General features: G+C 42.6%; 20 protein-coding genes. 17 read left to right on the top strand and 3 right to left on the bottom strand.

Features of this window, described 5'->3' with window-relative positions; all coding sequences use genetic code 11:
- The first annotated feature begins 103 nt into the window (after positions 1-103).
- The 6 genes from L4174_RS22430 to L4174_RS22410 all read left to right on the top strand — a co-directional run bounded on the left by L4174_RS22430 (position 104) and on the right by L4174_RS22410 (position 11,919).
- The gene (locus L4174_RS22430) at positions 104-8,719 is read left to right on the top strand and encodes a hemagglutinin repeat-containing protein (RefSeq protein ID WP_248143057.1); all 8,616 of its coding nucleotides are present in this window, start codon (positions 104-106) and stop codon (positions 8,717-8,719) included.
- A complete protein-coding gene (locus L4174_RS22425) occupies positions 8,712-9,350 on the top strand; it encodes a hypothetical protein (RefSeq protein ID WP_248143058.1) in 639 nt (212 codons plus the stop codon). The genes L4174_RS22430 and L4174_RS22425 overlap by 8 nt, the downstream gene beginning before the upstream one ends.
- A gap of 244 nt (positions 9,351-9,594) precedes the next feature.
- On the top strand, positions 9,595-9,750 hold the full coding sequence (locus tag L4174_RS24175) for a polymorphic toxin type 15 domain-containing protein (protein ID WP_371929449.1): 156 nt from the start codon (positions 9,595-9,597) through the stop codon (positions 9,748-9,750).
- Positions 9,747-10,379: a GAD-like domain-containing protein gene (locus tag L4174_RS22420; protein WP_248143059.1), complete on the top strand. Its 633-nt coding sequence runs from the start codon at positions 9,747-9,749 to the stop codon at positions 10,377-10,379. Before L4174_RS24175 ends, L4174_RS22420 begins: the two co-directional genes overlap by 4 nt.
- Positions 10,380-10,631: 252 nt before the next feature.
- Positions 10,632-11,195: a hypothetical protein gene (locus L4174_RS22415; RefSeq protein WP_248143061.1), complete on the top strand. Its 564-nt coding sequence runs from the start codon at positions 10,632-10,634 to the stop codon at positions 11,193-11,195.
- Positions 11,196-11,607: 412 nt separating this feature from the next.
- Positions 11,608-11,919, top strand: coding sequence for a hypothetical protein (locus L4174_RS22410; RefSeq protein WP_248143062.1), 312 nt, complete (start codon positions 11,608-11,610; stop codon positions 11,917-11,919).
- A 425-nt stretch (positions 11,920-12,344) separates the two neighbouring features.
- Here the strand turns inward: L4174_RS22410 and L4174_RS22405 are convergent, their stop codons facing one another.
- Complete coding sequence (locus tag L4174_RS22405) at positions 12,345-12,626, bottom strand: hypothetical protein (protein WP_248143063.1); 282 nt, start codon at positions 12,624-12,626, stop codon at positions 12,345-12,347.
- An 83-nt stretch (positions 12,627-12,709) separates the two neighbouring features.
- On the opposite strand from L4174_RS22405, the gene L4174_RS22400 reads away from it, so the two are divergent.
- Together L4174_RS22400 and L4174_RS22395 are read left to right on the top strand one after the other, a co-directional pair.
- On the top strand, positions 12,710-13,135 hold the full coding sequence (locus tag L4174_RS22400) for a YwqJ-related putative deaminase (protein WP_248143064.1): 426 nt from the start codon (positions 12,710-12,712) through the stop codon (positions 13,133-13,135).
- 1 nt (position 13,136) lies between these two features.
- Complete coding sequence (locus tag L4174_RS22395; protein ID WP_248143065.1) at positions 13,137-14,012, top strand: hypothetical protein; 876 nt, start codon at positions 13,137-13,139, stop codon at positions 14,010-14,012.
- Here the strand turns inward: L4174_RS22395 and nfi are convergent.
- On the bottom strand, positions 14,009-14,689 hold the full coding sequence (nfi, locus tag L4174_RS22390) for a deoxyribonuclease V (RefSeq protein ID WP_248143066.1): 681 nt from the start codon (positions 14,687-14,689) through the stop codon (positions 14,009-14,011). The two genes, L4174_RS22395 and nfi, sit on opposite strands and share 4 nt — an antisense overlap.
- 358 nt (positions 14,690-15,047) lie before the next feature.
- Here nfi and L4174_RS22385 point away from each other — a divergent pair, with 358 nt between their 5' ends.
- From L4174_RS22385 to L4174_RS22350, 8 genes are all read left to right on the top strand, one after another.
- A complete protein-coding gene (locus tag L4174_RS22385) occupies positions 15,048-15,407 on the top strand; it encodes a hypothetical protein (protein WP_248143067.1) in 360 nt (119 codons plus the stop codon).
- Between the two features lie 202 nt (positions 15,408-15,609).
- Positions 15,610-16,164, top strand: a complete 555-nt coding sequence (locus L4174_RS22380; RefSeq protein WP_248143069.1) for a hypothetical protein — start codon at positions 15,610-15,612, stop codon at positions 16,162-16,164.
- Between the two features lie 163 nt (positions 16,165-16,327).
- Positions 16,328-16,684 (top strand): hypothetical protein, encoded by a 357-nt coding sequence (locus tag L4174_RS22375; RefSeq protein WP_248143071.1) that lies wholly within the window; start codon positions 16,328-16,330, stop codon positions 16,682-16,684.
- 860 nt (positions 16,685-17,544) lie between these two features.
- A complete protein-coding gene (locus tag L4174_RS22370) occupies positions 17,545-18,162 on the top strand; it encodes a hypothetical protein (RefSeq protein WP_248143073.1) in 618 nt (205 codons plus the stop codon).
- A 187-nt stretch (positions 18,163-18,349) separates the two neighbouring features.
- Positions 18,350-18,745: a hypothetical protein gene (locus tag L4174_RS22365; protein ID WP_248143074.1), complete on the top strand. Its 396-nt coding sequence runs from the start codon at positions 18,350-18,352 to the stop codon at positions 18,743-18,745.
- A 375-nt stretch (positions 18,746-19,120) separates the two neighbouring features.
- Positions 19,121-19,411: a hypothetical protein gene (locus tag L4174_RS22360; protein ID WP_248143076.1), complete on the top strand. Its 291-nt coding sequence runs from the start codon at positions 19,121-19,123 to the stop codon at positions 19,409-19,411.
- A gap of 269 nt (positions 19,412-19,680) precedes the next feature.
- Entirely contained in the window at positions 19,681-20,031 is a 351-nt protein-coding gene (locus L4174_RS22355; protein ID WP_248143078.1) for a hypothetical protein, read from the top strand.
- 103 nt (positions 20,032-20,134) lie between these two features.
- Positions 20,135-20,377: a hypothetical protein gene (locus L4174_RS22350; RefSeq protein WP_248143079.1), complete on the top strand. Its 243-nt coding sequence runs from the start codon at positions 20,135-20,137 to the stop codon at positions 20,375-20,377.
- A 317-nt stretch (positions 20,378-20,694) separates the two neighbouring features.
- Here L4174_RS22350 and L4174_RS22345 read toward each other — a convergent pair whose 3' ends face one another.
- Complete coding sequence (locus L4174_RS22345; RefSeq protein ID WP_248143081.1) at positions 20,695-21,051, bottom strand: VOC family protein; 357 nt, start codon at positions 21,049-21,051, stop codon at positions 20,695-20,697.
- Between the two features lie 380 nt (positions 21,052-21,431).
- Between L4174_RS22345 and L4174_RS22340 the strand changes: the two genes are divergently transcribed.
- Complete coding sequence (locus tag L4174_RS22340; RefSeq protein ID WP_248143083.1) at positions 21,432-22,385, top strand: AraC family transcriptional regulator; 954 nt, start codon at positions 21,432-21,434, stop codon at positions 22,383-22,385.
- The last annotated feature ends 33 nt before the right edge of the window (positions 22,386-22,418 follow it).

Genomic DNA, 22,418 nt, shown 5'->3' with positions numbered 1-22,418 from the left:
AACTGTGTCTGAGGTCTGCATGCATCATCAAAGATTTAAGCGAGTTTTCACTTACGTTTTATGCTGGTTACTGGCAACGCAGCCGGTGTGGGCCGGTATTAAGGTGGATCAAAATCGCCCAAATAATGCCACCCTGACTTCAGCGGCGAACGGTGTACCGGTGCTGAATATTGCAGCCCCAAATGCCAAAGGTCTGTCACATAACCAGTTTGATCAGTACGACGTGGGTAAAGCCGGGCTGATCCTGAATAACTCAACAGAAAAACTCGCTCAGTCTCAGCTGGCCGGTTATTTGTCGGGTAATACCCAGCTGAACGGTCAGGCCGCTTCAGTGATTCTTAATGAAGTGACGGGCGCAAACCGAAGCCAGCTGAATGGCTATACGGAAGTTTTGGGCAAGCAGGCGAATGTGATTGTTGCCAACCCATACGGCATTACCTGTGATGGCTGCGGTTTTATCAATACATCACGTGCAACTTTAACCACTGGCGTACCGCAATTTCAGAATGGTTTGCTGAGTGGTTTTGATATCCGGCAGGGGGATGTGACAATTAGTGGACTGGGGCTGGACGGTACCGGTCAGGACTATTTCGATATTCTTTCCCGCACAGCAAAAATCAACGCGGATATTCATGCAAACAATTTGTCTGTCGTCACCGGACCAAATCAGATCGATTACCAAACCAACACAGTCACAGCTACGCATACCAGTGCGGATCAGCCCGCACTGGCGATTGATTCTTCGGCGCTCGGCGGCATGTATGCCGGACGAATTTCGTTGGTGGCCACGGAACAGGGGGTTGGCGTCAATACCGGGAAGCTGTTCAGCTCGGTCGGGGATATTCAGCTTTCTGCGGACGGACAGATCACCTTGGGTGATGTCCGCAGCCAGCAATCGCTCAAGGTGATTTCGAACCAGTCGGTTTCGACGACAGGAACACAACAGGCCGGGCAGCAGATTGCATACGCCGCTGCAGACAGCCTGCATCTTAACGGTGAAAATTCCGCAACCCGTTTTCAGGCATCCGCTGGTGAGCAGATCAACCTGAACGGTCTGGTAAATGCCGGGAAAAGTGCATCGTTTCAAGCGAAATCGGTGTCGCTGGCACAGGCTGAAACAGCTGCGCAGCACATTGAGATTCAGGCCGATACGCTGGCATTGAATCAAAGCACCCTGACCGCGGGCGTGACGTCTGACGGCAGCGAGACCAATACTGGTACGGTCAGCATTCAGGCGGCAGAGGCAACCCTGTCGGACAGTGCTGTTCAGGTCTCCGGTCAGTTTCATAGCGGTGTCAGCCAGCTGGCGCTGAATGCAGGCAGCACGATTGCGGCTGAACAGGTGGAATTTACAGACGCTGACAACCTGATCAACAACGGCCAGATTGCCGCGAAGCAAAGCTTGCAAATCGCCTCAGATCAGTCGCTGAAGCTTTCAGGATCGGGCAAAGTGAGTGCAGACTCACTGTCAATTCAGGCAAGCCAGATCAGCAATCAAAGTCAGCTCACAGCCCAGTCGGAGATGACGGTACAGGCGGATGCACTGACAAACGATGGCAAGCTGATGTCTGCCGGCAGCCAGCAGATCATTTCAGATACGCTTGAAAACGCAGGGACGCTGGCATCTGTCGGAACGCAGCAGATTAAAGTCTCGGGACAGCTGCTAAATACCGGTCATGTTCAGGCGGCAGGGGATCAATCTCTTACGGCGCAAGTTTTTGCTCAGCAGGGCGATGTCTCTGGCGATGGTCAGATCCAGATCAATGCCGGAAGCATGATCAACGACGGTACTCTGACGTCACTCAAGGATATCCGGATCACTGCAGGTGATCAGCTCACCAACAAAGGCAGCTTGGTGGCACAGGGTCATACCGAGTTGTCTGCGGGTGGGACTTTGACCAACCAGGCAACAGGACTGGTTTCAGGCAACTCCACCACACTCAATGCCAATGGACTGAATAATCAGGGGACCTTGCAGGCCCTGACGAATCTGATGGCGACCCTGACGCAGTTCACCAATCAGGGCGCGACACTCGGTATGCAGGACACAACCCTGAATGTCGCTGGCAATCTCTCGAACACAGGTCTGTTGTATGCCGGTAATACCGGTTCTTTCTATGTGAAAGGCGATCTGGTGAACACCGAAGGGGATGTTCTGACGGGCGGCAACATGATGATCGCCGGCGATACCAGCGGCGCCCTGTCGAAGTCGGTTCAGAATCTGTCCGGTGTGATTCAGTCCGGTGATGATCTGGAGATGAAGGCCGAGAATATCGTCAACAAACGGAAGGTGCTGGAGATCCAACAATCGTCCGGAGAAGGCATCCAGCTCGACCCTCATTATAACCGGAATGAATTTACGGTTGGAAAGAACTCTAAATATGCGCCTTCTTATAAATATGAAACGGAATGTCGTGAAGGACGGAATGGTGATCGTGAGTCTTGTTCTACGAGTTTATATGTTACTTACGACTCGCACAGTTTCGTTGTTGAAAATGAGAAGCTTGTTATTGGTAATCAATCCGCAGCATCACAGATTATTGCCGGCGGTAATGCTTCACTGACATCCAATACGTTAAAGAATGATGCCAGTTTGATTCAGGTGAATCAAAACCTGAACCTCACGACCAATACGCTAGATAATAAAGGTTATAAAACAGGCGTTTATACCACTACAGCGACTTACAGATTAAAATCTCATGATGGCATTAAAAGTTTTACCTATGGTTTAACCGGTAAAAATACGACGGAGTCGGGCGTGAGCACGATTTCGTCCACCATCTCATCCGGTGGTAAAACCGTTCTTAATGTCAAAAACAAGCTGAACAACTCAGACATTCAGTCTGATACCGGCTCGTCCAATGCTGGCCGTCCGTCAAAGCAGCTGACAGACACAACGGCTTCAGGCAGCCAGTTAGATATTTTGAACACTGAAGGCAGTGGGATTGCTTTCCCCGATTTCCGTTTGCCAACCACGCCAAATGGGCTGTTCATTTATAACAATGGTCCAGACAGCCACTATTTAATCGAGACCAATCCGATGCTGACGAATCTGGATCAGTTTCTGGGTTCAGATTATTTCTTTGACAGTATCGGCTTCAGTCCGGAAAAAGATCTCAAGGTGCTGGGTGATGCGTACTATGACACCCAGACCATCACCACGGCCATTTTCGAACAAACGGGCAAGCGTTATCTCCATGACGATGTCGGGACAGATCTCGCTCAGATGCAGCAACTGCTGGATAACGCAGGTCAGCAGAAACACAGTCTGAACCTGCAAGCCGGTATTGCGCTCACACCTGAGCAGGTTGCAGGGCTGACGCAGGATATTGTCTGGTGGGAACCGGTTGAGGTAAAAGGCCAGCAGGTGCTGGCACCCAAGCTGTATCTGTCGAAAGTGACACAGGATAACCTGGATGGCGGTGCACTGATCAGCGGTGCTGAGGTGTATGCCAAGGCGGGTAATATCGTCAACAGCGGCCAGATGGACAGTCAGGGCAAACTGCATCTGGTGAGTGACGACAGCATCAGCAACCTGGGCGGCAGCATGACGGCTGGCGATGATATTGCGTTGGTTGCGGTGAATGATATTCAGAATATCAGCGGAGCGATTTCCGGGGAAAATATCGCCCTGACCACGGAGAACGGCGACATCATCAACCGGACTGAGGTTGAGCGCATCAGTATCACGCAGGACGGCACCGTCACCACGGCAGAGAATGCCAGCGGTGTGGTGTACACCGGAACCCGAGTTGGCGATACCGCTACGATCAGTGGTCGTGGCAAGGTGACGATGAACGCTGGTGGCTCGATTATCAATACGGCCGCGAACGTCTCTGCCGGAAGTGACCTTAGCTTCACCGCAGAAAAAGACATCATTCTGGCCGCTGAAACCGATCGCGAATATATGAAAATGCGCGATCAGGAACAACTGAACGTGGCCGTGCTGGGATCCAGCGTGTTTTCAGGTGGTGACCTGAGTGTTGATGCCGGTGAGAATATTTCGGTTACCGCATCTGATATGGAAATCAGGGGCAAACTGGCGATGGTTGCGGGCTGGGATGTTGCCCTGGATACCCTGGTGAATGAAAGCTTCAGTAGTGAGACCTCCGGCAACAGCAAATCTGTGAGCCATCTTCGGCAGCATCAGCGGACGCAGATGGCGGCCAACGACGGTGTTTTCATTCAGTCGGGCAACAATCTCACAGCCACTGGCAGCCAGATCATCACGAAAGGCGATGTGGTCGCGCTGGCAAAAGGTGATGTGACCTTCCAAGCGGTGAATGACAGCGAATATCACCATGACGAGACGACCCGAAAGAAATCTTTTGGCCGCAAAGAGACCCACATTCAGGAGTCGCTGACCGAAACGGTTGTCGGTGCCGATGTCACTGCTGGCGGTAAAATCATCGTGAAGGCTCAGAAGTTCGATGATGTGCAGATGGCTGGCGGCGACAGCGATATCACGCTGATTGGTGCCAATTTCAAAGCCGGTGAAGGCATTGAAGCTTCAGCTGACGGCAGCGTTGGCGTTTACGCTCAGCAATACCGCACCTTCAGCCGTAATGAGAAAATTAAAAAAGGCTTCGGCGGTTTCTCGGGCTCTCACAAATCCGACCTGGACTCTGCAACGCTGCTCAATGCCAGCGGCATGATGAGCAGCGACAATATTGACATCACGTCGGGTAAAACAATCGAACTGATCGCCAGTGAGGTTGAGGCGGGCGGCGATATTAATGCCAGTGCGGTGGATGAAGTGATCATCGCCGCCGGGCAGGAAAGCCGTCAGCGTGAGACTTTTGAGCAGGAATACGGCGCCTTCAGAGGTGGTGACCTGTTCGCGATGGATTCAGCGCGTCAGGGCGAAATCCACAACACCGCCAAAGGCAGTGCACTGACGTCGGGCGGAGCGGTGAATGTCAAAGGCGGCATTGTGACCGTGATTGGGGCTGATGTCAGCGCCGAGACCGACGCCAGTTTCACGGCCGATACCGGCAGCGTTGCCGTGCTGGCGGCGGAAGAAACGCATACCACCTGGTCGTCTTCGGAGTCTCTGTCGGTTGACGTGAAAGATGCCCTGAAGTCGGTCGTGAATCCGTATGAGTCGGTGAATTTTGACGACGGTCAGGCCAAGCTGACGCTGGCGAAAGCCGACTACGAAAAATCGGACAGTAAAACCGATGCCACCACCCATCGCGGCGCGTCCATCATGGGCAAAGGCACGGTGCTGATGAATGCTGCCGAGGACATTCTGATTGAAGGTTCTGAGGTACTGGCCGATGCCGATGAAGACGGCCACGGCAACATCGAACTGACGGCTGCGAACGATGTTCTGATCCGCGAAGTCACCGATACACAAACCACACAGTCATCGAATACAAAAGGCAATGGTGAACTGAGTCTGGTGGTGCAGCATCAGTCTGTTGAAACCGGCAAAGCCGCGATTGCGCTGAAAGAGTCTGCCGACAAACTCAAGCAGGCCAATCGGGATTACCGTCAATACAAGAAGCAGCTGGACAGCCTTGAAGACACTCTGTCATCGCTGGCGCAGGCACTGGCAAACCATGAGCCGGGCGTGGATGCTGCCGATGTTGATGAGCTGAAAGGCATCATCAAAGAGGTGAAAAACGATGAAGCATTCTATCTCGCCAGCATCACGCTCGCGACGGCAGATCTTGCTTCGAAAACCACCTTACTGATCAAGCAAGGGGCCGCAGCTGCACAAAGTACCAGCACGCTGGGCTTTGATGCCGGGCTTCATCTGGATATGTCGGTTGCGCAGACCGATAGCCAAAGTACCAGTACGACTGCAAGAGGCTCGTCGCTCGCGGGCCAGAACATCGTCGTGAAATCCGGCACGCAGACCGATCAGCAGGTTCTGGTGCAGGGTAGTGTGCTCAAGGCCAAAGAAGAAGTGGTCCTGGATGGCGACACCGTGAATGTGGTTGCTGCGCAGCAAACCCAATCCGGTCAGTCTTCCACTGAAAGCGGCACCATCGGTGCGTCGATGACGGTCCACGGCAGCAGCACGGGCGGCAGTCTCAATGCCAGCCTGAACCTGTCGGAGCAGCGCAGTCAGTCGACCAGCTATGTTAACAGTGGTGTGTCGGGCAGCACTATCACAATTAACTCCCGTGGTGACGCCAACATCGAAGGCGCCAATGTTGATGCAGTAAATGCCCTGAATCTGGATATCGGTGGCGACCTCAACGTGGCCTCGGTGCAGAACCGCCACAGCGCCAGTCATCAGGGCGCAGGGATCAGCGGCGGTGCCAGCGTTGATGAAAGCGCAAGCTTTTCCGGTATGAATGGCGGCCTGAATGCCAGCAAGGGCCGTTCAGTCACCTCAGACACGTTGCTGACGACCTTAACCTCTGGCGGTACGGCGGACATCAACGTCGCCGGGAACACCGATATCACCGGTGCCTTGGTCGCCACCGTCGATGAAGATGGCAATGACCTCGGTAATCTGGCTCTGACCACTGGCAGCCTGACATTCCGCGACCTGAACAACACCGACTACCGTCAGGACATGTCCGGGGGACTCACGTCCAGCGTGGGTCTGTCAGGTAGTATCGATTGGACTAAAAACACCACCACTCTGCAGTACAAAAACACCTCGTCTTACAGCAAAGACAAGACGCTCGCGACGCTGGGACAAGGTGAGATCAGTATCGCGGACGACAGCGACCTCACCGCCCTGAACCGCGACTCCAGCACCATCAGCCGGGATCTGTTCGACGTCGATCGCCAGCAAGGTAACGTAGATGTCACCCTTGACCACCGGCTGCTGACGGAAGATGGGTGGAAGGAGATTAAAGAGGATGTGAAGCGGAATGGCATCTTTGTCGATGCTGTCGTGGATACAGCACAGAACGAAAGTATTGGCCTGCTGGGTGATGCAGCCAAGGGTGTCGAGAATTTCTTTGCACATCAGGACAACAAACAGAAATTCTTCACAGCGACCAAGAATTTTGTGACGGAGCCGCAGAATGAAGCCTTGGTGGCGGTTCTGAATGACAGTCATGCGACACCGGAACAAAAGCAGGCCGCTTATGCTGCGCTGTCGGGTTACGTTTCGGCAGAGCTGGGCATTCCTCCGGCACAAGCCCTGCTGGCTGTGGTTGACACCTTTGATGGTGACAGACGAAAAGGCGCCTATGCCAACGGGACGTTTTATGTCGACGACCGTGAACATACCCGCCTTGAAGATGTGGTGACCACTGTGGGTCATGAAACCCAGCATCACATTGATGCCCAGCGCGGCCATCAGGGAGAAGGTGAAACCTACGATGACAACCGCGAACAATATGCCGAGGTGATGGGAGAGGCGACCCAAGATTACCTGAGCTTCAACTACGGCAATGCAGACAAGGGCGAGTTTGGCGGCTGGAATACGCAAACCGGCACGAAAGGCAGTGAGCTGATTGCACAAAACCAGAGCCACTTTGAGTCTGACAGGCAAAGTGGCGAGATGGATTTTCGTTTGCCGAATGAGACAGAGCAATCCGTTCTGAAGAAGCTGGCTGGGGATGATCCGGACAAGCAACTTGAACTGCTGAGTGCGGCGTGCTCTCTTCTTAACTGTGCGAAAGAGTTTGCTCTTGATTCTCCAGAGCGGACTTATTACGAGCAACTTGAACGGGAAGGTCAAGACAATCGTGAATTAAAACAATTATTACAAAATCAATTTGTTAAGGAATGGATTGTCTCATTTTCGCCAAATATGGCTTATGAGACAGAAACACCACAGTTCAGGTATTCTAAGAAAGATAATTCCGAAGATCTTGAGAAATTCGGTTTTGCCCAGTCAGCTAGCCTAATTGCAAAAGGGTACGATTTATCTGAAGACAAGACAGAGCAAGCTTTAAGAATTGGCTTTAATATTGCCATGTTTTTTGGAGCTGTGAAGGCAAGTGGCAGTGGAGTGACAAACTCGAAAGCTGGCGGTGGTGTTCGTCAGCGATTTCCTAGTGTCCAAGGAAGCAAACTCAAGTCAAATACTTCAGACGTAGGTGGTCAGCAGCAAAATTCAACTCTGAAGGTAAGTGAAGTAGATAGTCAGCCACTGCAGTTGCCAAGCGCAGAGGCTGACAGCTTGATGGCAAAGAAGGATGTCAATGGCCGTCAGGGTAGCGATAATGGTAGGATGCCGGGAGAGAGTGTTGTTGGAAATAACTCTCTACAAGGCCCAACACGTGGATCTATACGAGCTGAATTGGATAAGTTGCCAGACGGGCAGGGAGATAACTATACTGTTCGACAAAATGCTAATGGTTCATTTAGTGCTGTTCGCAAAGATGTTAATCAAGGCCATCCAGTTCGTGTTTCACAGGAAGGAAATCTATATTCCCCTACAGCTTCAGGTGAACCAATACCAAATGCTGTTGAGGGGAATAGAAGAAACTTTGAAACAGAAGCAGAGCTCAATGCTCGATATCCAGAAGCATCGGTACAGCCTGAACAATATTTGCGTGATAGTGATGGAAGAATTGTAAAGGATCCTTTAACTGGTGAGGGTCGACGAATAGATCATGTGGTTATTCAAAATGGTAAAGTTATAGATAGTGCTGAAACAACGAGTTTGTCTGCAAGAAAAGAGAAACAAAGTGAAAAGGAAAAACGAATTCGCGACTCTGGAGGAAAGTATGTTAGAGATCGTGAAACTGGGTGTCTTGTTGAAATTTATTGTGAAACGAGGATAATTAGGCGTGAATAGCATTGAAAAAAAAATATTGAACCGTGTTTCATCTGGTAATTTAGAAGTAGAGGATATACTCGATCTTTCTATAAATGGAAATAAAGAAACATCAACATTTTTACATGAATTAAAGGAGTCTTCAGGATGGAGTCCAATTCAGTCTCTTTCTGAAGGTGAAGTGCCATTCGAAGCTTGGGCAACAGTTGTAGAAGTATATTTGAAAGACGGGTTTTCTGGGTTAACTATTTTCAAAAATGGACCATATGCAAGGTTTGTTGTAGCCTTATTAGAACATTTACATTCAACAAATAGTGTGGAAGCATTAGTTGATATATTTTCATATGTAATGCTTCAGCCAGAAGAATACACCGTTTTATCTGATACCATAGTGTCAAGTTTAAATGTTATATTGTCATTTCCTCCAGATGTTATTCTGTTAGAGGATACTACATCATTTATTAGAGATTTTATTCATCGTTATATAAGTGTTGTTGAGACAGAAAACCAATATGCTGTAGCCATTTGTGCTCTAAGAAAAATAGGGAATGAAAAATCTATTAATTTAATCAAAAGTAAAAATAAGTTAACAGGTCAGTGGCTAGGAACAGAAAAAATAGTGATAAAAGAAATACGAAAAATATCACGGTGATAATCAACGGATTGATACTTTCTTGTTCTCCAATTGGCGAAGGGATACACAGCGTTTAGATGTGGCACTTTTTAATTATTTCAGTGACAAAGAGCTGGGGTCAGTTAGATCTGTAATGAAGTCGCATACCGGTGGGGAATGGTATGTGTTTATTATGGTAATTCATAAAGATGCTAGTGTAACTACATAGTTTGAATATCATTGAAATAAGTAAGGCGGAAGGGCTTCAGCTGCTCCTACAGGAATAGGTGATTCTGGGGTCAATTCTGCCATTGGTGTGAGTTGGTCTAGTAGACTTCCTGCAATAGATGAGATGGTGTCAGATGCGATTGCAAATGGTAACGGTGGCGCAAAATTGAACATCCGGTTGGAATTATTACGAGGACCTAATCAATTATGAGGGATGAAGATTTTGAAATCTTTATTGAAGAGATGGGGGAGGCAACTGATCATGAAGTTGCTGATCCATCCGTCATAGAAAAATATAGAAGTATTTTGCCTCTATCTTTGATAAAAATATGGCAGGAAGAAGGCTGGAATGGATATGCAAACGGTCTTTTTTGGATCGTAAACCCTGATGAATACTCCCATTTAGTTGAAATGTGGTTAGAAGGAACCTCTGTCAATGAGATAGATACTTACCATGTTATCGCACGTAGTGCTTTTGGGGATCTTTTTGCCTGGGGAGAAAAGTATAACAGGAAAATTACAATTTCTTGCCTTACTGGATCTGTAATTGCAGTGGCGAGTGAATTGGATGTGCCATCTGATAACCCTGATTTAACTATCGGTTCTTTTCTAGCTATGTCAGACCTTGAGCGGTATGACGTTGAAGATATTGAAGAAGAACCATTTTTTGAGCGATCTGTTGAAAAACTAGGGGCGTTGAAAAAAGATGAGTTATATGGATTTGAACCAGCATTAGTGCTTGGAGGTTCATTGTCATTCGAGAACCTAACCAAGTTAAAATTAGATGTTCATTTAACAATTCTGCGCCAACTAGGTGGGGTGCCTCGAATACCATATTAAAATATTCAAAGTACTGTTCGATTACTAGGAACGATCTAAACTGTTATTGTTCACTGAAAGACCTACAGAATCTCAATTAAATTCATCATGGCACTATACTACGCTGAAAAATTTTACAGGTTGACTTATTCTATTAGCCTTTCATATATCGATCTCCCTTATATATAGGGCCTGCTAGACTTGAAATAAGAGATGAACATCAAGATTATCATGTGACTATGTAGGATAATATTAATGAAAGAACTATTTTAAATGATCTTTAGTGATAATATAAAAGAAGAGTTATGGAATGGAGAAAGTGCAATTTGTTTTTTTGTTCACAACCGTAGATACTATTGGTTGATAGATAAGAAATATAATATTTGTTTGGATGGAGAAAAAGAATATAAGGCATATTTAAATAAAGGATATATAACAAAAGAAGAGTTTAACAAAGCATGCAAAGAGTTTAGACAGGGCATTTTAAGGTTGACCTCTGAAAATTTCATAAATTATGTTGATTTAGATTCTGTTGAGAATTTTTCAGTGGATATATTTAAATGTGAAGTAGTGCTAGACCGCACTCTAAGTACAAAGGTTGAAAATTATCTCACATATAGGGATGAACTATCTGAAGAGGACTTTTATCTTACTCAAAAAATAGGCTATTTCCTTCCACTTTTTTATATTAATTTTGATAAGAAGCTATTTATGCACATGGATTGGGGAAGATGTCATGAGGATACGATATATGAAAGTTGGTCAGGGAGTTGTGGTGATTTCTTATCATTAATCCCGGATGAACAAAAGTATTGGATTCATCAAACGCATGATTGATTGAATTTGAAAAACAAGTAATTTTTCATATCTGATTAATTTTCAATGTGGAAATTGACACGGATTATAGAAGTGATAAGTATTTTTATAAATAAAATAAGTTTCATGCTAATTTACATTAATATGCTTTCGGATAGTCGTCAAATATTTTTATAAAGCTAGGCTTAGATACATAAGTCAGTGAGCATATCCAGTGTGTTGATACTGGGAATCGACTGAAATGTGGAACGATTTATCAAAAAATAGTGAAATATCGGATATAAAAAAGTGAAATCGAATTGTGGATAACCTGATAATCCAAGGTCAGATAGCCCTGACATTGAATATCAAATTAATGGTCGAACTATACTAAGTAATCTAAAAGTCAGGCTGGAGGATAAATATGGATAATCCGATTTAAGAACAACATAAATTGATTGAACAGCTGTTTCTAGTAGTGAAGGGGAGCTGTCCTGTTGATGCCACGTCAGCTAAGTGTCGTTTTGAATATGACCATGGCTATGAAGATGGTAGTTTGAGTGTAGGATCCGCTTTTAGTTATATAACCAGAAATGAAGAGTTTTTCCCAGCGCTTGAAAGAGAACTTCGGCGTTTAGTTAAGGATTTAGTGCTCCAGCTTCATGCCAAGATGAAGGCGCATACAGGGGGGGATTGGAATGCATTCATACTGTTTATCAATGCAGATGGAACTGTAACGACCAAATTTGAGTATCCTGACCAATAACCATCTATAAATTAAACGTTGAAAGGCATGGTGGGTCTGTCACAGATGAGTAGTGTATGTTCGAGCACGGACAGGTGTTGCTCCAGATAGCTCTAAAACAAGACGAGCTTACACTCCTAGATCGACGGCATTTAATAGTGATGAACTATTGGTGCGAGCTGATGACTTCCTTAGAAATAATTACCTGGATAATGCAATTAAAAATGCAGAGCAGGTACATTAAGGATCAAATTTTCAGCTGATAGGGGGCTGAATTAGGCCGAGGCTATGTTCCAGTTGGCAAAAAACGGGGCTATCAGGGCCATTAAAAAAGTCGATGGTCTGATAAATGTTGAGGCATGGTATGTGTACGATCCAGCTAAAAATGTCTGGCAGACGAATACAATATACCCAATTCCAGATAAGTAATTATGGAATCATATAAGTTAATGAAAGCGTTTTGGCTGGGATTTATGGAGCCCAGGCAGGCTTGGATGATGAAGAAGCCATTGCTGCATTTCTAAAATATTTGCAGCATGAACCTTTTCGAGAAGGTATGAGGCTGAACTCAAAAAGGCTTTTCGTGATGAATCTCTGTCTTGGGCAAAACTAATGGATGATTGCGAAGTTTCCTTTTTTGAAACTGAAGAAGAAGCAAAATCAGTTGCCAAAGAGTTTTTGTGGGACGTTGTTTTTCCTGCTGAATAGTTATTGATTTGTTGTTCCAAACAGATTAACTAGTGGTTTAACTGATGATGCTGCATCGATCATTTCAAGTTCTACCAAAAAGCAGCTGCGAAAACAGGCTGCTTTGTCTCGAGCTGGTGTTGATGAATCAGGTATCGTTAGTAAAAACTATACATTTCCGGGAGTTCGTAGATTAGATGATCAAGTCTTCGGTATTGACGATCATGCTGCGTACATAAAACAGGTTGAAAAGTTGGATTTAGATTCTGGAAATACTTTAAACTCTGTTACTCGAGCCAGAATATTAGAGCATGTTGGAGATGGTACTAGACAGTATCCAACGCAAGCAGGTATCCCTGGTTTGCAAGCAGAAGTTCAATCAGTAAACAGTGTAATAAATCAAGTGCCAGTAGACTTTGATTTATCGAAAATAAATGTATCGACGATCAAATTAGCTCCTGGCCCTGGGCAAGGTTTGCCATTTCCAGCATGTAGTAATTGTGGAGGCATTTTGTCGAATTCTGTAAATATTTTGACTGGGGTTAAGTAACATGCTGAGGTTAAAAAAAAATGCATTAACAGAAGAGGAAGGAAAATTTTTTTATAAAGGTGATCTTTTCTCTGGAGTTGCATTTACTATGAGTGATGGTGAAATGGTAAATGCGATTAACATTTCGGAAGGGGTGGAAATAGGGAAGTATTTTCCTAGCTATTTACCTGTATCTGAAAGTAAAATTATCGATATTGAGCTTTTAGAACCCGAAAATGAAGACGATTATGAACCATTTCTATGTTTAAATGGGGAGCGTTTTAGTGGAATTGCGCTAGAGTTTGATGGTGCATTTTGTACAGGAGAGGTATTGTATGTAAGAGGATGGTCTGACTCACAAGTTGCCTACTATGAGACGGGATGCTTAGAGTCAATAGAGCTTGTTGAGGATGGTTTCTCTCAAATTTATCAGTGGTATGAAAATGATCAGTTAAAGAAATATGAAGTTACATCAAGAAACTCATTTTCTTTTGATTTAGCGTTTAATGAAAATGGATACTTGTCTGTTCTTGGAATGGAAGGTGATTACTTTAATCAAGTAAAAATGATATCAGATAAGTTAGTAATTCCAGCTTTTAAAGATGATTCTTTTTTAAGAAATTTAAAATCAGCTGAGTTTTTATCTCTTTCTGGACATTCAGTTACAGATAAGTTGTTTAGACGATTAATTTATTCGGGAGTGCTAGAGCTGATGGAGAGTATTAGCCTATTCCAAACAGCAGTGACAAAAGAAAGCTTATTTTTACTGCAAGAGGATAGTAATCTTAAAAATCTGCTTATAAACTCTAATATTATAAACTTAGATGACTTAAAGTTATTTAAGTTAAATAATCCGGATTGTTATGTCGAGTTCAATCGAGTGGAAGTATTAGTTTAATTGTTTAATTTCTTAATTGTAGCGTTTACTAATTGATCTGCTTTCCTTGTTGTTTCTGGTAAGCGGTATTTAGGTGAGAGTTTTAAAATCCATTCACAAGCTGTTGCTAACGAAACACGATGACCAATGGAAACATAAATTGGGTTTATGAAATCTTGTGTTCGTAATACACTACCGATTGTTTCACCATTATCAATGAGAGGGGCTGTTGCTCCTCTATTTTTATCTGGTTCTGTATGCTCTCCTAATAAACGAGTTTTACCGCAGCCAACCGTCGGTACATCAAAAATCACCCCTAAATGGCAAGCTAATCCAAAGCGGCGAGGATGTGCATAACCTTGGCCATCGCATACGATTAAATCGGGTAGGTGCTTTACCTTCTCAAATGCCTTTATCAGTGGTGGCAATTCCCGAAAAGAAAATAGGCCAGGAATATAAGGAAATTGCTCTTTATCAATAGCGGTAGCTGTTTCAATAACTTCTAGAGTCTCAGCATCAAGAACAACAACTGAGGCAACCAATCTATCGCTGTCCTTCTGGTAGGCGACATCAACTCCAGCAACAAGCTTTACTTTATTGACTTGATCTGTCTTTACAACTTTAGCAGCCAGCTCTTGTTGTAGGTTTAAAGCTTCTTCCTGGGATAAAGCCCAAGGGTGATTGAAAATAGGTTCCACTGATAGTTTTTTGAGTTTTCTGAAAGTCGGATATTCTTATGCTCCAAGAGAATGCCATCAATAGTTGTGACTTACAAGAAAAATAGTATAAAAATAAAAAACTCTAAATTTCAATGCCTTATGTTGTTGCCTTCTCTGGTTTATACTGATTGGTCCAAGTGACTTGTTGGAGTTGCAAGGACTGACACGTTTGTGTATGACTTTCTGAGCTTTCCCTAACATCCCTAACATCCCTAACATCCCTAACATCCCTAACATCCCTAACATCCCTAAAAGCACCTAAAGTCAGCCCATAACCTTAACCTCAGGCGGCACAGCAGATATCAAAGTCGCCGGGAATACCGACGCCACCGGCGCGGTGATCGCCATCGTCGATGAAGACGGCAATGACCTCGGTAATCTGGCTCTGACGACCGGCAGTCTGACATTCCGCGATCTGAACAATACCGACTACCGTCAGGACATGTCCGGGGGGCTGACGTCCAGCGTGGGTCTGTCAGGTAGTATCGATTGGACTAAAAACACCACCACTCTGCAGTACAAAAACACCTCGTCTTACCGCAAAGACAAGACGCTCGCGACGCTGGGACAAGGTGAGATCAGTATCGCGGACGACAGCGACCTCACCGCCCTGAACCGCGATTCCAGCAGCACCAGCCAGGAACTGTTCGACGTCGATCGTCAGCAAGGCAATGTGGATGTCACCCTTGACAGCTGACGGAATATATTTGAGACAACATTTTTAGAGCCGTAAATTACTGTAGATGATGAAGTAGAAAGATATCATTACAAGCGTGATGTCGCTTCGTTTTGGTGAATTTTTATGGCAGTTTGATTAATTTTTCCATCAAACTGTCCTCATTGATTAAATGGTTTTCGAATGAAAATGTTTGAATAGATATACATAAGTGAGAATAATCATGTTTAAAAAATCTCTAGCTGTCGGTATTGTGGCAATACTAGCTGGGTGTTCCAGTTCACCATATCAGTACTATGAAGAGTCGACATCAATTGAAAAGGGGATAACGAAATACCAGCTGAACGATGTAAACCTAAAATTAACTTTAGGTCATGGAGCGATTCCTGGAGACACAACTTTTGCTTCTGAGTCTAAGTTGAAAGAAGAGTTTTATGCTGCATTACTAGAAGAAATGAATAAGCAAGGTGTGTTGTCAAATAATAACGATAAAGATGCAATTCAAGCAAGTATCAGTATTCAGTACCAAAGAAACTTTAACTATGGTGGCAAGGCGTTGAACAAACCTGCTGTATCCCACGAAGTGGTTGTACAACGGAATGGCAAACGATTGGCTAGCTTCCAGGAGTCTGGATACACAACAAAATATGCTTATTTTGAAGATGCCGCAGTATCGTTAGAAATAGCTTCCTTCCAATGGGGAGCAGAAGATGAGCCGAGAGATATTCAGATGATTTCCAAACTAATCATTGAAGAATTGAGTGAGCTTGGGAAGTAATTTTTTTTGGAAGAGGGGCTGATAAATCCAACTACTTTATAAAAGTTCAGTAAATGTTTCTGATCGATTTTTGAGGTTCTACAAGAGGTGATAGTGAAATTTATACATGATTTGGATATTGGTATGATCTAAACCATTCATCTAACTTGGAACTATTCGGAGGTTGACAATTGACTCAACGGAGATAGAACTGGATAAGCTGTGGAGTGATGAGAGATTCGATGAAGACAATTTATCTGAGATAGAAGGGATTTTAACTAAGAAATCTTCGTATGTTGATTTTTTTGTTCGTAAAATCGACATTAATTCATCACAAATGGATGCTTTATATCTAATCATATTGACTGTCATTCCTTTGGAAATTTGTGTTCTCTATACAATAGAACAAGATGCTTGGGATATTGGGGATTTTTCTGAATATGGTTGGTTTCAAGGTGTTGATACATTTAATTTAATATCTCTGTCTGATTATGAATATTGCCTCTCTAATCAGATTTTCAGAGATGGAAGAAATAAATGAGACTGGTTAATAAAAAGTCTTAGCATATTTAAAGAATATTTAGCGTACGTTCTTGCTGTTAAGGTAATAGAAACTGGTTGAGATGTTTCGGGAGAATGGGAAAATCATGAAATAGTTTATAGGATCAATCATGAATAATTGGAATACGTAGAGATGATTTTGGGAAGGCAGGATCAAAACAGATTGATAGGTTTTTATAATCAACCTAATTATGATTTAGTTAGTATTGGAGGGGTTCATGTGTCCGATTAGATGTTCAAGTGAAGAATAAAGTCATTATTGATCTTTCAGAATCTGAGTTGCGCTATCTTTTGGCTTCAGGTTATGGATTGTTTTTGAATATCCCGAAGGAATCATTATCTAATTATATAAACTTTAATGCTGATGAAATTAATGAGGTTCCCTTAAATGCAAAAAATTTTGGATTAAAATGATAGTTCAGTTTAGTTGGGATTTTTGTTTTGTAAATGTGTAGATTTTACTTATTACATATTTTTGATTAAATGATTTGTTAGTTTTAATTATGATTTTCTTTGTTGGGAAGATATTAAATATAGGAAAGTCATACAGGTAGCATTAAAATTTAGATGTAAATATGACTATAATTTTTGGTATAAATAATTAATTTAAAAATATTTCAGATTCAGACGAAAGAGATTAAATTTGGTACATCTCTACATGGGAAAATCTGGTAGCCATGGTGGAAAAGGTTCAGAGCAATTTCAAAAAAGAACTCAGAGACATGATTGATATTAGTAATTCATTAAATGAATTTAATTCCATAGTTCAACCTCTTAGAGATCCTTGGAGTATCGCTCTTTTGCTTCTGCCGGATTTTTCAAGCTCTGGAGGGTAATGGTATGGAATATGAAACTTTCAATAAGTGGTGTAATTTCTGTGAAGGGAAAGTGATTTTAGAACCTTCGTATTTTTTAACGATGTTTCATGGTGTCATCAGTGATAGAGATCTTGAAGAGATTTTTAAGTATTTTCCTTGTGCTTCTGAGTTGATTGATCGAGTCAGGAACGTTCAGTCTGTGATGCATAATCTTAGAAGTTTAGGTAATAGTGATCCAGCTCAGTGTCTGGAACTAGCAGCACGAGATTTATCGGAAAGATTAAAAGCATCTAGGTTGCTAGGTGATGAGGAACTAGTAGATGTTGCAAGGAGTGTATCTAAAAGATTTGTTTCGGATTTTTCAATGGTAAGAACTGCACAAAGTGATGATTGGAACGTTGGCCTTATTGAAAATACTAATGATTATGTGAATTCGGTTATGATTTCCAGAGAACAGCATTATTATGCGATTTTTGAGGCATTTTATGGGATGACAACTTTATTTCCCATGAAATGGTATCTATGTGCTCCTTTGACGGAAACATCAATAGATTTTTCTAATTTTTTCAAGCTCTGGGAATTACGTGGAGACTATGCTCTTACTGGAACGGAACTTTTAGTATCACAGGACTTCAACTAAGCAGATTCTCAAGTGATAATGAAGAAATTATACTCATATTTACTTGTGGCACACTTTTCGATAATCTAAAAAAATTAACAGTTATATAAAGAACAAATCACTATTTCAGAATTTTTATGATTAGCTTCTACCCACATTTATTACTAGGTATAAGGATGAGTTCATTTCATTCCGTATGATTCATAAGATGTCGTTAAATACACTAGAGATGTGGCAGTATTGGTTATCAAAGCTTACAATGAATGGTGAAGTGATGATTGAAATTATTGATGCTCTCTTACCTGAAGATTATTTTGTTTTTTTATCTTGTAGTGGAGGAAGATATCCTCTACAAGATTGTTTTCGCTTTATGAATCACGCTGAAGGTTCTTCTACATTGGATATTGAATCTGGTGGTCGAAAAGAGTATTTGGGGGCTGCAAGAATATGGGTTTCATCAAGAAATGGATGTGTTTTTTTGCAGCGCCATCGATGGTTTACCACTATGTCGAAAAACATAGTTATTTGCCTCCTCAAGAGTTTGTGGAGGTTGTTATGGCATTTGATTGCACTAAGAAATTCACAGCTCAAAAAGTATGTTTAAATTAAAATAACGGATTGTTTTAAATAAATAATATCAAGTTTTTAATGGTGTATTAATGTTATTTTTGTTTTTTTTTGGTTTATATGAGTGGGGTGCTCTAAAATATTTTTTAAAATACACATCATGGCGATCTTAAGGTGTCTTTTTAATAAATTTTGTGAATCATATTAATTGATTGTTTAATATGATTATGGATGAGTTATTTGAAATATTTTGATGGTGATTCATGAATCATAATAAAGGACAATATTAAATTTTCATCCAATGGATTATTCTGTTATTTATTTTGGCGTATAAGTGACAGTGTTGTGTTCATAAAGATATAAAATTTTTGAAAAAATATCACAAAAAATAAAGTAAAAATATGAGGTTTTAATGAAATCATGTACGTTACTAATTCCTATTGATGAGTCGTCTATTATTTTGCGAAGTTGTGATGGCTTGGTTTTATTTCAAGGAGATGAATTTCAAGCGAACAAATTTTGTAATATTATACCACCAGTTGCTGGAGGGGATACTTACCGCCATGTCTTATCTGGTGTATATGAATGTAAAAATGGTTCGATTATTGTTAGGATTCAAGATGGATTTGATTTAGATAGTATGGTTGAAGTAGTATTTGATACTTCTATTATAAAAAGGATTTCAGTTTATTGGTCAATATAAAATGAAAATATGCGAGAATTCATGCAAAAATACTGTGTTGATAGTTTTTTAACGGATTTGATTTTAAATGTATGTTGAATAAGATAGTATAAAAATTTTTTTGAACGTAGAAAGTGAGTTTTTTATTACGATTGTAGCTGATGTTAGTCAATAAATAAGGAGTACGCTTTGTCTTGAATTTAAATGTTATATCGTTTTTATAATGTGTTTGTTGATTGTTTTGGTGATGAATAACTGGTTATTCCATATTGAATGGAATGGACATATTGATGATAATAAAAAATGAAAATGAAATTTTTACAGATTCTTTCGGATTGTGGGTGTCTGGACTGTTTAGTGCTATTTCTGGACATATTCCAGAAGTGTCGTTTGATGAACAGAAAGATATATTTTTTACTTTATTAACGAATTGGATGAATGAGGGCAAGGTGTTTTTTTGCAGTCCTGAAGGCCCTCTAGAGACATTTTGGGATGCTGAGAATGATGAAATCATTTCTTATCTCAAAAGGTTATGGCCAGAATCTGTAACATCAGAATTAGATTCAGATTTAAATTTATACTTTTATGAAATTCCTGCGATTGTTTGGGTCGGTCCGGGTGGTACGTTCATTGGTTCATGATAATAGAAAATAATTATACTTATATTCTAAAATGAATGTTTTTTATTTATGATCTTATATTGAAAAATATTATTTTAAATTGTATGACACAAAGAGGTTGAAAATGCTGGATGATTGGAGTGAAATAAATTGGCATGGTGTGAAATCAATTCAAAGAACATATTCCGATGGTACGGATGTAATCATTTCAATAAGGATGAGTAACGATTGTTATGAGATCTGGACGATTGTTGAACATAGAGTTTCCGGTCCGGTTGAAAGTATGAATTGCTTTGTGGGAACTTATCATGATGCAATTGAGAACATGCTTGTTGAAGCAAAAGGTTGGGATTTGGATTTCTTATAGTTCATGGTTTATTTTTAATGTGCTTACTGAGGTTTTTCAATTGGGATTAAATTTTTTGCTGTCTTGATGATCGAAAAATTCAGAAGGAATAGTCCTGATATTAAGTATGAGGCACACAGTTTCTATCACCAGAATGGCATGTTGAAGCAATGCTCTAAACATGAAACTTGGTAAATAAACCATGGATAAATGGGGTTGATGATTGAAGTATTAACGAAATTAATTTGTGCCAATTTGGATTTTAATAACGGATTATCAATATTAAATTGATGATTTTAAATTAAAATATCGCATGCAATAGTCTCAGCTTGAGTGATTTATTGAGCAAATGCTCTGCTTGAGATACAGACATTATTTTTGTCCGGGTCTTTCACGTTCGCAAATAAGTATCCATTCCCCTGATGTGTTGCACCAAACTTCAAACCATTTTCTAGTGCCTTCTGTTTAAATGCTTCAACATCGGAGACAGAAAAAACAAGTTTGATACATGCCTGCCCTAATTTAACGGCAGAACCCGCCTGATGGATTAAAATGACTTCTTTACCCTCCGATGTTTTCAGTGAGATCAATCGATCTTCCCGAGAAGCGATCAGGTCAAAGTGTTTTGTATAGAAATCAGCAGTCTTTTCGACATCTTTTGCATAGATAATGACGCTTGATAGGGAAACTTTCATCGATCACCTTTCTTTGCCAAACTTTTTAGTCAACAACAGTACATTCACATTGAAAACGGGACGTGTCCAGTGCGACCGGTTGGTTCAGCCAGCATGGCTCAGTTTGCACGTTGCACGGCACAAGCATGCTACCGCCCTAAACATTGTCTTACTAAAGGATAGATACCTTGTGTAACAGCCATGATATTCACAGAAGGCACCTGTTTCACGTCTTGGTATGTTTTGGATTTCATATCTGTGTTTTGGAACAAGTTCTGACAGGTTTCACGAGTATTGGTTGTCCCAGCGTTGCAGTGTTTTGGAAGGCCGCTAACTTTCTTTCAACAGACTGAGTGTTTATGATTTAGCTACTTGAACTGATTCAGCGAGCACAGGATGTGATGCAATATTCCGATTCACTCAGCCAATTTATTCACAAACTGGCACCGCGTGTAGACGTTTTTACTCAGATACAACTAAATGAACCCTGGGGAATTGCGGATTCACAACGCGAGCGGGGCAGTTTCTGTTATCTGCTCGCCGGGCGTTGCAGGGTTGAAATTGAAGAAGAACCTGCCCTCACTTTGCAAGAAGGTCAGATGGTGCTGCTTCCCTATGGGGATGCTTACCGGGTGATGAGTGAAGCGGGTGTCGAGTGCCAGTCAGTGTCTGAAGTGTTCGATGGCAATAGAGCTGATAATGTCAGCTTTGGAGTGATCGGTGGTACTGGTGCCTCCTGTGAGTTGATGTGTGGTGCGATTACGTTTTCCATGATTCAGCATTGGGGGATGGATGCGACGGCGGTCCGTCTGCCCAGGGTTATGGTTATTGATATTCATCACAGCGAGCGCATGAGCCGCTATATGGCGTGGATCTATCAGGAAAACCTGCAACGTCAGTCAGGTCACCAGCTTGCCATGAAGCATCTGCTCGAGCTGATGATGCTGGAGATGATCCGTGGTCTGCCGCATCTGGATATTCATCCGGGCTGGCTCCGGGCAATCAATGACAGGTACCTCTCTCCGGCAGTACTGGCAATTCAGCAAGACTACCGCCGGGACTGGCGGCTGGAAGAGCTGGCGGCAATATCGGCCTTATCCCGATCGGCCTTTGCCGAACGGTTTAAACGCCTGACAGGGAGCACCCCCCTTCAGTATATCCGTCAGTGGCGTTGCTTTATTGCAGCCCAAAAGCTGGCAGAAACCACTCAGTCTGTTCAGGAAATTGCGTTTGAATGTGGCTTTCAATCCAGTGATGTTCTGATCCGGAACTTCAAAGAATTTCACCGCACCACGCCAAAACAATATCGAATGAACGCCCAGAACCGTCAGCGTGATTTCAGCGTTTCTCCCTGAAGTCAGGAAAAATCGATAGATCGTCCAGATGCA

It is taken from the genome of Photobacterium sp. CCB-ST2H9 (assembly GCF_023151555.2).
GTDB lineage: Bacteria > Pseudomonadota > Gammaproteobacteria > Enterobacterales > Vibrionaceae > Photobacterium.
The sequence above is the reverse complement of the archived record's forward strand: the minus strand, read 5'-3'. Positions and strand labels throughout refer to the sequence as shown.

Excerpts from the sequence above, each read along its gene's own strand:
- L4174_RS22420 (WP_248143059.1), top strand. The coding sequence starts at position 9,747 with ATGAGGGATGAAGATTTTGAAATCTTTATTGAAGAGATGGGGGAGGCA.
- L4174_RS22415 (WP_248143061.1), top strand. The coding sequence starts at position 10,632 with ATGATCTTTAGTGATAATATAAAAGAAGAGTTATGGAATGGAGAAAGT.
- L4174_RS22395 (WP_248143065.1), top strand. The coding sequence starts at position 13,137 with ATGCTGAGGTTAAAAAAAAATGCATTAACAGAAGAGGAAGGAAAATTT.
- L4174_RS22380 (WP_248143069.1), top strand. The coding sequence starts at position 15,610 with ATGTTTAAAAAATCTCTAGCTGTCGGTATTGTGGCAATACTAGCTGGG.
- L4174_RS22370 (WP_248143073.1), top strand. The coding sequence starts at position 17,545 with ATGGAATATGAAACTTTCAATAAGTGGTGTAATTTCTGTGAAGGGAAA.
- L4174_RS22365 (WP_248143074.1), top strand. The coding sequence starts at position 18,350 with ATGTCGTTAAATACACTAGAGATGTGGCAGTATTGGTTATCAAAGCTT.
- L4174_RS22360 (WP_248143076.1), top strand. The coding sequence starts at position 19,121 with ATGAAATCATGTACGTTACTAATTCCTATTGATGAGTCGTCTATTATT.
- L4174_RS22355 (WP_248143078.1), top strand. The coding sequence starts at position 19,681 with ATGATAATAAAAAATGAAAATGAAATTTTTACAGATTCTTTCGGATTG.
- L4174_RS22350 (WP_248143079.1), top strand. The coding sequence starts at position 20,135 with ATGCTGGATGATTGGAGTGAAATAAATTGGCATGGTGTGAAATCAATT.
- L4174_RS22345 (WP_248143081.1), bottom strand. The coding sequence starts at position 21,051 with ATGAAAGTTTCCCTATCAAGCGTCATTATCTATGCAAAAGATGTCGAA.
- L4174_RS22340 (WP_248143083.1), top strand. The coding sequence starts at position 21,432 with ATGCAATATTCCGATTCACTCAGCCAATTTATTCACAAACTGGCACCG.